Genomic DNA, 15,405 nt, shown 5'->3' with positions numbered 1-15,405 from the left:
AAGTAAATCTGGCCACGGTTTTATGAGGGAACCAGAACTGTCGTTCTGATTCATTTGGTGTTAATCCACCATTATATTGGTGGGGACGATGCTGGTTGTAATAGCCAACCAGATAATCCGTTACTGCTTGGTTCGCTTCAGTAAAACTTCTATAGCCATTCTTTGGTACCCATTCCGTCTTCAAGCTTCTGAACACTCGCTCCATAGGACTGTTATCCCAACAGTTCCCACGACGACTCATACTTTGAGTAACTCGATATCTCCATAGTAATTGACGATACTTCTTACTCGTATAATGGCAACCTTGATCCGAGTGGAACATGACACCAGACGGCTTTCCACGGCTCTCATAGGCCATAGTCAACGCCTTGCCAGTCAATGCGCTATTTGGTGAGTTAGACATCGCCCAACCGATGACTTTTCGTGCGAACAAATCAATAACAACCGCTAGATAAGACCATCTCTGTCCCGTCCAGATGTAGGTCACATCGCCGCACCAGACTTGATTCGGTTCAGTTACCGCGAACTGACGATTTAACCGATTGGGTATATGAACATGTTCCAGTTGTGTTTTTTTGTACGAGTGCTTCGGTAGTTGGCAACTGATTAAGTCTAGTTCTTTCATGAACTGACTCGCTCGGTAACGACTAAGTGGTATGCCTCTTGCCGTTACTATATCAGCAATGGYTCTCGCCCCAGCGGAACCATTGCTCAGCTCATAAGCTCGGCGAACTTCGGCACGAACAAGCACACGCTCTGACGACAGAGATTTATCTCTATTTGCCCAATAACGATAGCTACTGCGATGAACCCCAAACATTTCACAAAGCCTTTTCACAGTATAACTCTTCTTGAGTTTCTCGATTATCGAGAACCGTTCAGGGAGTCTGACATCAAGAGAGCCGTAGCCTTTTTTAGGATTTCCTTTTCTTCTTCAATACGCTTGATTTTCTTTTTAAGGTCGCGGATTTCTCTTTGCTCTGGCGTCAACGGTGATGCACTTGGTGCTTTACCCGCTCTTTCAGCTTTGAGTTGTCTTACCCAGCTTTCTAGCGTGGTTCTTCCGATGCCCATTGCTTCGCAGGTTTCTTTGTAAGTCCGCCCCTGATCAAGCACCAACGTGCTTTACCCGCTCTTTCAGCTTTGAGTTGTCTTACCCAGCTTTCTAGCGTGGTTCTTCCGATGCCCATTGCTTCGCAGGTTTCTTTGTAAGTCCGCCCCTGATCAAGCACCAACTGAGCGCATTCAAGCTTAAATTCTGGGTTAAAAGTGCGTCTTCCACGCTTAGTCATAATGTCACCTGTTTTAGTATCGAGATGATCATACATCACCTCTTAATCAGGTGGCCAAATTCACTATGCCACTACATACCTCCCCTCACGCTATTGCGAATTTCGCCAATAACTTAAGTAACGTATTTACCTAATTCAGAACAACCGACATAAAGATAATCACTATCACCAAATTAGGTTATGCGTTATAGGTGAGGTCCAATTAGGCAAATCACTTCTGAAGACGAAGCCACTCTTATGAAGAGCATATCCTCCTCTTTCAACTTTTTTTTGTGGTTCTACAAAAGCGTCAAACTTTCCTATCTCACTCGTTTTATGCAATCAATATCGGTGATTGAGATCACCAAAAAACGCCTCATCGAAACGTTTCGATGATCGTTATCACACTCCCAGAAGGTGAAAGGTGCAAATGACAAATCACAAACTATTATCACTATCGAAACGTTTCGATGGCTTTTCTTGAGTTGTTTCTCATCCCATCAAACGTGTTTTTTCGATAGGTCGTGATATGAAAAAAAGTACTCTAATAAACTCTGAACTCTCCTACTTGGTGGCGACTCTTGGCCACACAGATGAAATCACGATTTGTGATGCGGGGCTGCCGATTCCAGATCATGTTTCTCGCATAGACCTAGCTTTAACTCACGGTGTTCCAAGCTTTGCTCAGACCGTCAAAACCATGCTTGATGAATCTCAAATTGAAGGTGTGGTTATCGCGGAAGAATTTGCAAAAGTAAGTCCAGAGCATCATGCAGTGCTGATTGATCAAATCAAAACGGAAGAAGCGCGTTGTGGTAAAGAAATTGCGATTACTTACATCACTCATGAAGAATTTAAACAGCGCACTCATGAAAGCCGCGCTGTGATTCGTACCGGTGAATGCACACCTTACGCTAATGTCATTTTCCAAGCTGGCGTAACGTTTTAGCTCAAGCGAAACATAACGACAGCCCAGCGTGATAGCTGAAAGACAGAATAACCAAATACAACTGGCCCCGAGTAAAGGAACCGACATGACTCAAGCCATTTTAGAACTTAGCTCTATTGAGAAGGCCTTCCCTGGTGTGAAAGCACTAGATAAAGCAAGCCTCAACGTTTATCCAGGACGCGTAATGGCGTTAATGGGCGAAAACGGTGCAGGTAAATCAACCCTCATGAAAGTGCTAACGGGTATCTATCAATTGGATGGCGGTACTATCGCCTACCAAGGTAAGCCTACTGCATTCAAAGGGCCTCGTGACTCTCAAGAAGCTGGTATCAGTATCATTCACCAAGAACTGAACCTGATTTCAGAGCTGAGCATCGCCGAGAACATCTTCTTAGGTCGTGAAATCACCGGCACCATGGGTCGCATCTTGTGGAATGAGATGTACCAAGAAGCCGACAAGCTACTGAAACGCCTGAACGTAAAACACAGCTCAAAAACACCACTTGGCGAACTGAGCCTAGGCGAACAACAAATGGTAGAGATTGCGAAAGCCCTATCGTTTGAATCTAAGGTCATCATCATGGATGAACCAACAGATGCCCTAACCGATACTGAAACCGAATCTCTGTTCAAGGTAATCAACGAACTGCGTGATGAAGGCTGTGGCATTGTTTACATCTCTCACCGCTTGAAAGAGATCTTCGAGATCTGTGACGACATCACAGTACTTCGTGACGGCAAGTTCATTGGCCAGTGCGAAGTACAAGATACTGACGAAGACGGCCTAATCGAAATGATGGTTGGCCGTAAGCTCGACGAACAATACCCTCGCATCGCTCCAAGCCATGGTGAAACCTGCTTAGAAGTGATTGGCCTTACTGGCTCTGGTATTCATGATGTTAGCTTTACCCTAAAGCGCGGTGAAATCCTCGGCGTATCAGGGCTAATGGGTGCTGGCCGTACTGAATTGATGAAGGTGATTTACGGTGCTCTTCCAAGTGAGCGCGGCGTTATCAACTTAGGAAACAAAACCATCAACCCTGTGAGCCCTAAAGATGGCCTTGCTAATGGCATCGCTTACATCTCTGAAGACCGTAAAGGTGACGGCTTAGTGCTTGGGCTTTCAGTGAAAGAGAACATGTCTCTTTGTTCACTGGATCTACTGACCAAAAGCGGTCAAATCCAACACAAGGACGAAGTAATCGCGGTGGATGACTTCATCAAGCTATTCAACATCAAAACCCCGACTCGCGAACAGATTATTGGCAACCTTTCTGGTGGTAACCAGCAGAAAGTGGCTATCGCTAAGGGATTGATGACCAAACCAAAAGTACTGATTCTCGACGAACCAACCCGTGGTGTCGATGTCGGTGCCAAGAAAGAAATTTACCAACTCATTAATAAATTTAAAGCCGACGGCATGAGCATCATTTTGGTGTCCTCTGAAATGCCAGAAGTACTAGGAATGAGTGACCGTATCATGGTGATGCATGAAGGCCGTGTAAGCGGTGAATTTGATGCTAAAGAAGCAAACCAAGAATTATTACTGGCGTGTGCGGTCGGTAAAAAGATCAACGAGGACGCAGCATGAGTACCAAAACCATGAGCAAAAAAACTGAAGCTCCAAAGAAAAAACAGTTAATCAGCAAAGAGTGGCTGATTGATCAAAAGTCATTGATTGCTTTGATCTTCCTGATTGTTATCGTTTCTTTCTTAAACCCGAACTTCTTTACTGTCGATAACATTCTAAACATTCTGCGCCAAACCTCGGTTAACGCAATCATCGCTGTAGGTATGACGCTGGTTATCTTAACCGCAGGTATCGACTTAAGCGTTGGCTCAGTACTGGCACTTTGTGGGGCATTCGCTGCCAGCATGATTGGCATGGAAATCCCGGTGATGGCCGCTGTACCAACCGCTTTATTAGCAGGTGCTGCGCTGGGTGCCATCAGTGGTGTGATCATCGCGAAAGGTAAGGTTCAAGCCTTCATCGCAACGCTAGTAACCATGACACTACTTCGTGGTGTAACCATGGTTTACACCGACGGTCGCCCTATCTCAACAGGCTTTACTGACACAGCAGACGCGTTCGCTTGGTTCGGTACAGGCTACGCAATGGGTGTACCTGTTCCAGTTTGGATCATGGTCGTAGTATTCGCATCAGTTTGGTACCTACTTAACCACACACGCTTTGGCCGCTATGTTTACGCGCTTGGTGGTAACGAATCAGCAACTCGCCTATCAGGCATCGACGTAGACAAAGTCAAAATCGGCGTTTACGCAATCTGTGGTCTGTTAGCAGCGGTAGCAGGCATCATCGTGGCTTCTCGTTTGTCATCAGCTCAACCGACCGCAGGTATGGGCTATGAGCTAGACGCCATCGCCGCAGTAGTACTGGGCGGTACAAGCTTAGCCGGCGGCCGTGGTCGCATCATGGGCACACTGATTGGTGCACTGATTATCGGCTTCTTAAATAACGCCCTGAATTTATTAGACGTATCTTCTTACTACCAGATGATTGCAAAAGCAGTGGTTATTCTTCTGGCGGTATTGGTCGACAACAAAAACAAGTAATACAAATTGATTTATTCAGTAAACGCAACACCTATTAAAAACAAGACGTAACGTAACAATTAAACCAATAAATAACGTAACAACGAGCTAGGATTATCCAACCTAGCTCACCCCACATAAAGGACTTACACCATGAAAAAATTAGCGACTCTTATTTCTGCTGCTCTTCTTTCTACAACGGTATCTGTGTCTGCACAGGCGCAAGATACAATGGCAATCGTTCTGTCTACCTTGAATAACCCATTCTTTGTAACCATGAAAGATGGCGCAGAAACGAAAGCTGAAGAGCTAGGCTACAAGCTTATCATTCTTGATTCGCAAAACGACCCAAGCAAAGAGCTCTCAAACATTGAAGATCTAACCATTCGTGGTGTTCAGGCTATCCTGATTAACCCTACAGATTCAGATGCAGTCTCTAACGCGATTCGCATTGCTAACCGTTCAAACATCCCTGTATTAACACTAGACCGTGGTGCAAGCAACGGTGATGTAGTGAGCCACATTGCTTCTGATAACGTAATCGGTGGTGAAATGGCAGGCCACTACATCATAGAAAAAGTGGGGGAGAAGGCAAAAGTAATCCAACTTGAAGGTATCGCTGGCACATCTGCCGCTCGCGAACGTGGTGAAGGTTTCACGAACGCAGTAAACGGCAGCAACCTTGAGCTTCTTGCAAGCCAACCTGCTGATTTCGATCGTACTAAAGGTCTAAACGTAATGGAAAACTTGCTTGCTGCAAATCCAGATGTAGAAGCGGTATTCGCTCAAAACGATGAAATGGCACTAGGTGCACTTCGCGCGGTTCAAGCTTCAGGTAAAGAAGTAATGATTGTTGGCTTTGACGGTACTGAAGATGGTATCGCTGCGGTTAACCGTGGCCTACTCGGCGCAACCGTTGCGCAGCAGCCTGACCTAATCGGCTCTCTTGGTGTCGAAATGGCAGACAAAGTACTGAAAGGCGAAACAGTAGACGAGTACATTCCAGTACCTCTGAAAATCATCGCTAAGTAATTAATAACGGAATTTATTAAACATATTTTTTAAGTAAAGCGACACATAGGCAGGAGAGTCCCCATTCCCCTGCCTTATTTGTCCATACGCCGACAGTGCATCGTTGTTTCTCATACCGCCGTCTAGCGAAACGTGTAATTAACATAATGTGAAAGACCCATGCATTTTCAAATACGATATATCATAAGGCTCGTATCATGACTCAACTGATTGTTTTAGGTAGCGTTAACGCTGACCACGTACTAAAAGTTCCTTCGTTCCCTCGTCCGGGTGAAACCTTGATTGGCGGTAACTATCAGGTCATTCCTGGCGGTAAAGGTGCAAACCAAGCGGTAGCTGCAGCGAGATTAAACGCAGATATCAGCTTTATCGCCTGTGTCGGGGATGACCCATTTGGCATCAATATTCGTCAAGACTTTGCCCAAAATGGCATCAACATTGACGGCGTTATCGTTGCAGAGAACACGCCTACTGGCATTGCAATGATCCAAGTATCAGCAGCAGGTGAAAACAGTATTTGTCTTTCTCCAGAAGCGAACAACAAACTGACTTGTGAGAAAATTGAACCATATCTAGATAAGATCCGCGGTGCTAAATACCTACTGACTCAGCTTGAAACCCCGATTGAAGGCATTGAATACGCAGCGAAAACCGCAAAAGAGAGCGGAACTCGCGTGATTCTAAACCCTGCCCCAGCTCGCCCACTATCGGATAACTTATTAGCGTGTGTTGATGTGATTACACCAAACGAAACCGAAGCTGAGGTGCTAACAGGCGTTACCGTAACCGATAGTGCATCCGCGTATCAAGCGTCTTTAGCTCTGCATGCAAAAGGTATCGAGACGGTAATGATCACGCTTGGCGCTAAAGGGGTATGGGTTAGCAGAAACGGGGAAGGTGAACTGATCGCAGGATTTCGCGTTGAAGCAACAGATACCACCGCTGCTGGTGACACCTTCAACGGTGCATTAGTTACGGGTTTACTTGAAGACATGCCAATGGAGCGCGCGATTAAGTTTGCTCATGCTGCGGCGGCAATTTCAGTGACTCGCTTTGGCGCTCAAACCTCAATTCCAAGCCGTGCCGAAACCGATGCGTTTTTAGCAGAGCAATTTTCTGCTTAGCTTGATACCTATTAGAAGGCTTAACTCCTTAACTAAACCCTAGCCAACGGATGTTAGCCTTCTAAATAGCGAGCATAAGCCCCTGTTTTCAGGCAGAATATCGCTCAACGTGGACAAGTGTCTCCCACAAGGATTTTTTATGGCAACAATGAAAGACATCGCTAAGCTCGCAAAGGTATCGACCTCGACGGTGAGCCATGTGATCAACAAGTCGCGTTTTGTCAGTGAAGAGATAGCCGAACGTGTCAACAATGCTGCGAGAGAGCTTAACTATGCGCCTTCAGCATTGGCTCGTAGCTTAAAGATGAAGCAAACCAAAACCCTTGGCATGCTAGTGACAACCTCGACCAACCCATTCTTTGGCGAAGTGGTAAAAGGCGTTGAACGTCGTTGTTATGAAAAAGGCTACAACCTCATCTTGTGTAACACCGAAGGCGATAGCGAACGTATGAAATCGTCTATCGATACACTACTACAAAAACGTGTCGATGGCTTAATGCTGATGTGTTCTACCCTTGAAGGCGAGCATATTGATGTATTCGAGCGTTACCCAGAACTGCCTGTCGTGGTGATGGATTGGGGCCCAATGCTGTTTGCGAGCGACAAGATTCAAGACAACTCGCATCAAGGTGGCTACATAGCGACCAAGCACCTGATTGATAACGGCCACTCTCAAATTGGCTGTATCACAGGTCCGCAGCATCGTAACCAGGCATCATCGCGTTACCAAGGCTTCAAACAAGCGATGGAAGAAGCAGGATTAGAGATCAACGCTGATTGGATTGTCGAATCTAACTTCGAGTGTGATGGCGGCTTTGATTCATACCAGACGCTAAAATCTCGTGGAAAAATGCCAAGTGCACTGTTTGTAAGTAACGACATGATGGCAATGGGTGTCATTCACGCAGCTGCGCAAGATGGCACATCAATACCCAATGATCTCTCAATCATTGGCTACGATGACATCCACTTGTCTAAATACATGACACCAGCTTTAAGCACGGTCCACCAGCCAAAACACCGTTTGGGTAAAGCAGCCGTTGATACACTATTGAGTCGCTTACAAACGCCAGACGCCTACCCACAGGTCGTCGAGTTAGAGCCGACCCTAGTAGAACGAAGCAGCGTAAAAGCGATTTAACTCATAGCAATCCCTACTCCAGAACAAAGAGCCAGCTTATCCAGTTGGCTTTTTTGCTTTAGCTTTTAGTTTTTAGTTTTAGCTTTAACCTTAGCTTTCAGCTCGTTAGCCATTGATAAGTGTTGTCCATCAAACGTCGCCTACCCGCCTTTCTAACACGAAAAATGCGCTATTTTCACACTCAAAACATGTGTTTATGTAATTAAATAGAGATATTTTCACATCAACATATGCACTTGCGCACTAAACAACAGATTATCTTCTACAATATCAATAAAGTAACATAGACATGGAGAGCGTTGTTTTATGGTTTTGAGTTGGTTCGACAATATTTCCCTTCAAAAAAAGCTATTCGTCAGCTTTTGTGTCCCTATTGCTCTGATCGTTATTGTTTCTTTTTCAGTTCATAAAAATACTCAGTCGATGGTTGAGGACAACCACTGGGTGGTTCACACCCACAAAGCCATTGCTCGAGCTCAAGAGCTACTCAATCTAGCGGTAGATATGGAAACCGGCCAGCGTGGCTACCTGATCACTGGTGACCCTGTATTCTTGGAACCTTATTACCTAGCACTGGAGGTTTGGCCTCAAAAGATTCAGATTCTTAGCGAGCAAGTGAGCGATAACCCTGCCCAAGTTAAACTCCTCGACACCATTGATACCACCCACAATAAATGGCTAATTGAATCGGGAGAGAAAGAGGTATGGCAACGTGAGTTAGTGAATAGAGGCCAAGCAAATATGCAGAGTGTTATTGATATCACTCAGCAGCAAACCGGTAAGCAGCTTATGGATCAAATTCGCTTGGATATAGCTCAGTTCATTGAGGTAGAACAGCACCTGATCAGAATTCGAGTTGCTAACTCTGATAACTCCGCTCAGCAAACCAATTACGTTCTGTTAGTCGGAACGCTCTTTTCGGTATTCGTATCTCTGACTGTCGCTGCCTGGTCATCAAGTAGAATTAAACAAGGAATAGACATACTGCTAGCTGCTGCGAATAAAGTAGCAGAAGGTCATTTACTTGAAGGGGCTTCAACACTCAAACTTAATTCAAAACCTGACACTAAAGACGAAATCGCTCACCTCACCCACAGCTTCCAAGCAATGGCGACAAACCTTGTAAAAAATGACAATGAAATGCGAGCAAAAACTCAAGAGCTCATTGCTGAACGAGCCAAAGCAGAAGCGGCAGTAAAAGCCAAAAGCGAGTTTTTATCGTCCATGAGTCACGAGATAAGAACACCGATGAATGGCGTGTTAGGCATTTCCCAGATCATAGCGACGCAAACTAAAGAGCCAGAAACCATAGAGAACATCAATATCATTCTCGATTCTGGCCAACACTTAATGACCATACTAAACGACGTTCTCGATTTCTCTAAAGTCGAAGAAAACAAGCTCGAATTGGACATCGCACCTTTCCATTTTGTCCAAGTGATGCAGCCGGTTTGTAGCGCACTCAAACCTTTGGCCGATGAGAAAGGCATTTGCCTCCTGATCGAAAATAACATACCGATCAATATTCAACTTATCGGAGACTGTGCAAGGTTACGCCAAATCCTATTTAACTTGGGCGGCAATGCGACCAAATTCACAAAAGAGGGTCACGTCGCCATTCAAGCGGACATTAACCGCTCGGATAGCCAATTGACTCTCACCGTCACAGACACCGGAATTGGTATTCCGAAGGAGAAGCATGAACAAATTTTCAACTCATTTGAACAAGCAGACACATCGACAACCAGAAAATTTGGCGGTACAGGGCTTGGGCTAGCGATCGTAAAAAACCTCGTTGATCTAATGAATGGAGAAATCACATTAACCAGCGCCGTCGGTCTCGGAACCAAATTCCAAATAACACTTCCTATGAAGTGGCAAGAAGGTCAAACAAGTGAGGTCATCATTCCAATAACTAACAAAGATACACTGAATTGTGGCTCATTAAGCATTCTGCTGGTCGAAGATAACCGTATTAACGCGATCGTCGCGCAAGGCTTCTGCGAAAATTTAGGCCATCATGTCGATCTAGCAGAAAACGGAAAGCGTGCCATTGAACGCCTCCAACATTCAAAATACAACCTTATCCTGATGGACAACCACATGCCTGAGATGAATGGGGTCGAAACAACGCAATATATTCGCGATAAGTTAAAACTCAATACCCTGATATTCGCTTACACCGCCGATGTATTTCGCGAAGCTCACGACAGCCTCATTAATTCCGGAGTCGACCACATTCTTACTAAGCCTCTGCAACAAGAGAGCTTCTTCGATGCACTGCAACAATTCTCAAGTCGATTACCGAAACAATCTACACCAAGTAACGCTGATAACAACGAAAACGTCATAGAACTGCACCGCCAACCTATTGAAACATTGAGATTAACCGAAGAAGAAATAAGCCATTCAGAAATATTACTCATGCTTAAAGATGACAAGGAAGGGTTTGGCATGCTTATCGACTCAACCATTATTGAGTTTGAAGATTCCGTTGACCAAGTGATCGCACACTTCCTAGCAAAAGATTTAGAGCTGTTGCATCGCACCGTACACTCCATTAAAGGTATGTCGCTCAACCTAGGCCTTAATATGTTGTCAAAACAGACTCTCGATATAGAAGTCCAAGTAAAGAACCGCCAGCTACCTGATATTGAGCCACTCCAAAAGCTACTCAATCGACTTTTGGTCAACATCCATCAAGCTCAGCGAATGAAAGCCATTAATTCGATCGAGCGCTTGAAGAAAGTGGACGAAAAAACGTAAAACCACACAACATCAAGACAAAGGGCAATATATCCCACCTTGCCCCATGAATTCCATCCACTTAGGCTCAGGCAATACTGGCGGCGCGCTGACCATGCAAGTTAGAAGGTTTTTTCACACCTCATGTGTGCATTGCTTGGTTAGCTTAGTCTTACAAGAAAGCGCCATCAGCTCTATAATCGAGCCATCACGCTATTGGGTATGTACAGAGTCACAATGTACCGTCATATAGGCTTGCTAGCTATCCTAAACAACCTTAGTTGCGCCCACCAGTTCTGCATCATCCGCATGTCTTCAAAGCTGGCAGCCAAATACTTATCAAGTTCCACTTGTGCCGATTCAAGCTTAAGCGCAGCACAGTGTTTAATCTCTATGGTACCCATCGCGTTTTTACAATCGTTAGCATCATCAAATACGCGATGAACATAAGCACCAACATCCAATTCATATTTTCTATCATTACGCTCAAATCCACCCACTCGCATTATTTCAATAATTGCAGGTCTCTATTTGATGTTAAAAAAACCGCGACAATCCGCTTCATCAAGAACCTCAAAAGTGCTGAACAAAAAACGACTTACTCAACCTTGGAAGCATATCTAACGCTCTGATTTTTATACTAAGACCAGAAAATACGCTATTTCAATACACAACACATGCGTACATTCACAATAATAATTATTTTTCTTGCTACCTAATCGTTAAGTTTATAAATTAAATCGAATGCTCATCCAATCGGTAACGCTTCTCCACTTATGGATATCAAGTACCAACATTTTGGCAAAACCACATTATACTTTGCCATTTCTTTCGTTTTGTCGATGGCATTGCTCATACCTTTTACACCATCTCATTATCATGCGTTAACCGAAGGGGCTTCAAAGTTAGTTGAAAAAAGGCTCCAAGAGATCCAAGCTAGATTTAACAGCTTTCTCTCAGAGAACAAGCCCGATCTTTCTTGTGACGCCATTTTGACCGAGCTTCGTCAAAATGTATTCAATGCCGATTGGGTAAAAGAAGCCGCCGTATTCAATAAACACAACCGCTTTTATTGCTCAACCACCGATGGCGACGTGTCGTTTCGCTTATATAGCACTATCCGAGAAAGGCTAAATGAAGATCCGAATTTAACTACCCTGTCATACTCAAGTGCAGCGATCACTAAAGTACAATCCATCATGCTGATCTTCTCGAATAAAGATGATGCAGGTGTAAGCCTGATGATACCGCCACACTTCATCTACGACCTTGTCGAGTCAAACCTGAGCAGCCACGGAATAAGCTCTAAAGTTGAAGTGATTAAAAGAGACATTCACCCAACCGATCCCGGTTCTTTCCTTTCGGAAGTACGCATACAGTCAGAGACCTACCCGCTGGCCATTACTTCCTACATTGGGCACCAGTATTACATTCACTTCCTCATGAGCTTCTCGTGGTTTGGTTTTCTTATGGCGGGAATCACCACCATTTGTTTGCTCTCCGCGAAGCACAAAAAGCAGAGCCAACGCAGTTTAGAATATTCCCTCTCTAGCGCTCTGAAAAACAAACACCTGCAAGTTCACATGCAGCCAATTGTCAACCAAAACACCACTCAGATTGTAGGCTGTGAATCTCTCCTACGATGGAATGACCCAATTGAAGGTAATGTGTCGCCTGCCATCTTCATTCCACTAGCAGAAAGCTTAGGCTTGATAGAAGAACTGACGTACTTTGTGTTACACGAAGTATTGAAAACCATCAAAGGCAATCAAGACTTATTCGAAGACAAATACATCAGCGTCAACATCAGCCGAAACGTGATGTCCAATAGTAACTTCGCCCACAAAGTATCAGGGATTTTTAAAAGGAATCCAGAGATTCTAAAGCAGGTGGTATTTGAGATAACAGAAGATGGCGAGTGCTCAGACGAGGATATGACCAAAATAAAAGAGAACCTAACCAAGCTGGCGGACATGGGTGTAAAAGTCGCGATTGATGACTTTGGTACTGGTTATTCAGGGTTAGATTTCGTAAGACAATTTCCGTTCAGCATCCTAAAGATTGATCGCGTCTTCGTACAGAACATTTCAGACGAATCTAGCTTTGGTGTCCCTTTACTTAAATCCATGCTGCAACTGTCTAAAACACTGAGTATGCAGGTCATCGTTGAAGGCGTAGAGTATGAATCGCAAGTGAAAGTCTTGTCTAAGTTAGGCGTCGACTATATCCAAGGTTTCTATTTCTATAAGCCGATGCCAATCAACCTAACCCTCAGCCTGCTAAGACAGCAACAGCACATAGCAGCGACTCATGAGTATCACATCTCTCCTACTTAACAGATGAATGTAAACCGATTCGGGGAAAGCGCTAAAGAGACAACCAGCGCTTTCCCAATTTATCCCACAACAGAAAACTCCCTTCTAGTTCCTATCTCCATTCACCGCGCGAACAACAAACATAGCCGGACATTCCTTGTTACATAAGGTACTGAAAAACCGCGAAAGAAAATACAATAGCCATAGGTCTCCTTTGGTGAACATTTAACGTCATCGCATCTTGAATGCATAAAAGGAATATCATGGAAAAGACACTTCAAACCAAACTTGCGATCAGCCTGCTGCTTCTGAGAGTCGGCATTTTTATCGTCTTCTTGTTCTGGGGATTGGATAAGATTCTTGTGCCAGAGCACGCTGTTAAGGTGCTATCAGGCTTTTACGGGTTGGGCATATCAACCAATGCGATGATGGCCTTAGGCGTCGCGCAGCTCGGCTTTTTAGGCGCGTTCGTCGTAGGTATGTGGAAGAAGTACACCTACAGCGCAATTCTAGTTCTACATGCAGGTTCCACCTTCTCCTCTTTCGCTAAGTACATGGACCCGTTCAATAACCTACTGTTCTTTGCCTCTTGGCCAATGCTTGCAGCTTGTGTCGCACTCTTCTTACTGCGCGACTACGACACTTACAGCGTTGCTAACTAACACAAAGGGCGCCTGTTGGCGCCCTAATAAGTTAGCTTGATTCTTACAAGTTTGTTAGTGCTACTCTTCAACCTGTTCGCCAATAACCGCTTTATCTTGAAAAGAGATTTTTGCATCGTTGGACGGAGGAGCAAAATAGAAAATAATAGCTAGGGAAACACCCAACACGCCAACGAAAAAGCCACCAACTCTCGGATATGGGAAGTTAAAGCTTCCAGTGTGGTTTTATCATCCAGTTTATCTCTGACTCTCTCTAAATACAGACGAATATCGCTTGGAAGGTCTTGAAATGGTTGCTCACGATTGAACTCTCGAACATAACCTTCAATAAGTTCAAGGTGTGGCTCAAGATCTGGGTTTTTGCCTTTTCTGATTTCGCGTATATACCTACGGTAAATCAGAACTGAAATTTCTTGTGGTAGCTTTCGTGTTTCCGAGATTTCTTTTATCTGTTCATAGTTTGGCTGTGAATAAACTACGCTATCAATGAAATCTTGCTCAAAACTAACTTTAGCTTTGTGCAAATAGTAAAGCTGGAAAACATCATCAACAAATTTGTTAAATAAATAACCACTAACCATACCAGCAATAACAACACCGATAACCACCAATATAATTGTGGCTACTTCACTCATAGAATGCTCCTATAGAACTAACGCCTTTTACTTAACTGTTATACCAAAATCACTCCATTGAGCTTTACGCTTAGTGCTAAAAATACAAGACACACCACCCACGGTATGAGTAATTGGAGCTTCAAAATCGCAAAACAGTGAGATATACAAAATTGGTAGTTGTTCGTTACCAAATGAATTTGGTGTCCACATAGCTACATCACCATCTTTACATTTGGCATTCGCTTCATCGCCATTAGCAAAATGACAGATTTTGTCTTGCTTTAAATCACTCAGCCCAAATGCAGCCGAAGAGTTGAATGATATTGCTGACAAAGTAAAGGTAAGGGCTAATAGAACTTTTTTCATAATAAGGTTTCCCGTAGTTTGATATATACGAGTTACTTTAACATTATGACAAACAAACACTTAGCTAGATTATGCAACCCGTAACACAACCCACAAATTGCGTTACAAGCGCCTTATTGACGAGTGAGCAACGCTACCATGAAACTAAACTACACCACCGTAAACACTAAACTTAACCCAAACCAAAAATGCCAAGCGTGGGGAATCACTCTTAAATTGTTTGTTGAACGAAGCCGCTCCGCGGCAGAGTAAAGACAGCACAAGTCATACTCTTATTACACCATCACCCTGATGGTCGTTAACAGGAGTAACTTATGAATTCCACCGACTTAGAACGCTACAACATTCTTTATGAACAACACCTTACCATCCTTAAGCTGCAAGGTGAACTTGGGTTTACTGCTGTGCTGCATACCCACAGCCGACAACGAAACTTGCACCCACACCTGCACATTATTGTGGCAGCAGGCAGTTACGACCCATCCAGACAAACGTGGCACAAAGGCAACAAGCATTACCTTTTTAACGCGTTAGCTTTGGCCAAAGTCTGGCGGGCAAGAATGTTAGAGGCCATGAATCAACATCCAACGTTGTGGCTGCCAAGTGGCATACCCAAACAATGGGAATGGG

Annotated in this window: 13 protein-coding genes and 2 pseudogenes; 10 read left to right on the top strand and 5 right to left on the bottom strand. The window is 44.2% G+C overall.

Going from position 1 to position 15,405, the window contains the following annotated elements:
• Both L1D11_RS21620 and L1D11_RS21615 read right to left on the bottom strand, forming a co-directional pair.
• Positions 1-1,119, bottom strand: a protein-coding gene (locus tag L1D11_RS21620; RefSeq protein WP_239862785.1) for an IS3 family transposase whose coding sequence is annotated in 2 segments (ribosomal slippage) — positions 1-918 and positions 918-1,119 — 1,120 coding nt annotated over the 2 segments. Because the reading frame shifts where the segments join, the coding sequence is not laid out codon by codon here. This gene is flagged as partial in the annotation.
• Positions 1,120-1,124: 5 nt separating this feature from the next.
• Positions 1,125-1,328: pseudogene (locus L1D11_RS21615) on the bottom strand (transposase); the annotation flags it as partial.
• 472 nt (positions 1,329-1,800) lie between these two features.
• On the opposite strand from L1D11_RS21615, the gene rbsD reads away from it, so the two are divergent.
• From rbsD to L1D11_RS21580, 7 genes are all read left to right on the top strand, one after another.
• Complete coding sequence (gene rbsD / locus L1D11_RS21610; RefSeq protein ID WP_239833822.1) at positions 1,801-2,220, top strand: D-ribose pyranase; 420 nt, start codon at positions 1,801-1,803, stop codon at positions 2,218-2,220.
• Positions 2,221-2,305: 85 nt separating this feature from the next.
• Entirely contained in the window at positions 2,306-3,811 is a 1,506-nt protein-coding gene (gene rbsA, locus L1D11_RS21605) for a ribose ABC transporter ATP-binding protein RbsA (RefSeq protein WP_239833821.1), read from the top strand.
• The gene (gene rbsC / locus L1D11_RS21600; RefSeq protein ID WP_239833820.1) at positions 3,808-4,794 is read left to right on the top strand and encodes a ribose ABC transporter permease; all 987 of its coding nucleotides are present in this window, start codon (positions 3,808-3,810) and stop codon (positions 4,792-4,794) included. The genes rbsA and rbsC overlap by 4 nt, the downstream gene beginning before the upstream one ends.
• A 132-nt stretch (positions 4,795-4,926) precedes the next feature.
• Entirely contained in the window at positions 4,927-5,805 is an 879-nt protein-coding gene (gene rbsB, locus L1D11_RS21595; RefSeq protein WP_239833819.1) for a ribose ABC transporter substrate-binding protein RbsB, read from the top strand.
• Positions 5,806-6,002: 197 nt separating this feature from the next.
• Positions 6,003-6,929: a ribokinase gene (gene rbsK / locus L1D11_RS21590; protein WP_239833818.1), complete on the top strand. Its 927-nt coding sequence runs from the start codon at positions 6,003-6,005 to the stop codon at positions 6,927-6,929.
• A gap of 139 nt (positions 6,930-7,068) precedes the next feature.
• Entirely contained in the window at positions 7,069-8,070 is a 1,002-nt protein-coding gene (locus L1D11_RS21585) for a substrate-binding domain-containing protein (protein ID WP_239833817.1), read from the top strand.
• 306 nt (positions 8,071-8,376) lie between these two features.
• Positions 8,377-10,836, top strand: a complete 2,460-nt coding sequence (locus L1D11_RS21580) for a CHASE3 domain-containing protein (protein ID WP_239833816.1) — start codon at positions 8,377-8,379, stop codon at positions 10,834-10,836.
• 12 nt (positions 10,837-10,848) lie between these two features.
• Here the strand turns inward: L1D11_RS21580 and L1D11_RS21575 are convergent.
• Positions 10,849-11,279, bottom strand: a pseudogene (locus L1D11_RS21575) (lysozyme inhibitor LprI family protein).
• Between the two features lie 312 nt (positions 11,280-11,591).
• On the opposite strand from L1D11_RS21575, the gene L1D11_RS21570 reads away from it, so the two are divergent.
• Entirely contained in the window at positions 11,592-13,151 is a 1,560-nt protein-coding gene (locus L1D11_RS21570; RefSeq protein ID WP_239833815.1) for an EAL domain-containing protein, read from the top strand.
• A gap of 242 nt (positions 13,152-13,393) precedes the next feature.
• Entirely contained in the window at positions 13,394-13,792 is a 399-nt protein-coding gene (locus L1D11_RS21565) for a hypothetical protein (RefSeq protein WP_239833814.1), read from the top strand.
• A 149-nt stretch (positions 13,793-13,941) separates the two neighbouring features.
• Here the strand turns inward: L1D11_RS21565 and L1D11_RS21560 are convergent, their stop codons facing one another.
• Complete coding sequence (locus L1D11_RS21560; protein ID WP_239833813.1) at positions 13,942-14,427, bottom strand: hypothetical protein; 486 nt, start codon at positions 14,425-14,427, stop codon at positions 13,942-13,944.
• A 27-nt stretch (positions 14,428-14,454) separates the two neighbouring features.
• On the bottom strand, positions 14,455-14,775 hold the full coding sequence (locus tag L1D11_RS21555; protein WP_239833812.1) for a hypothetical protein: 321 nt from the start codon (positions 14,773-14,775) through the stop codon (positions 14,455-14,457).
• Positions 14,776-15,089: 314 nt separating this feature from the next.
• On the opposite strand from L1D11_RS21555, the gene L1D11_RS21545 reads away from it, so the two are divergent.
• A partial coding sequence (locus tag L1D11_RS21545) for a transposase (RefSeq protein ID WP_239862783.1) occupies positions 15,090-15,405 on the top strand: 316 nt, incomplete at its 3' end.

Source organism: Vibrio sp. Isolate32 (genome assembly GCF_022397955.1).
GTDB lineage: Bacteria > Pseudomonadota > Gammaproteobacteria > Enterobacterales > Vibrionaceae > Vibrio.
Note: the sequence above shows the minus strand (reverse complement) of the source record. Positions and strands in the feature narration are given on the sequence as shown.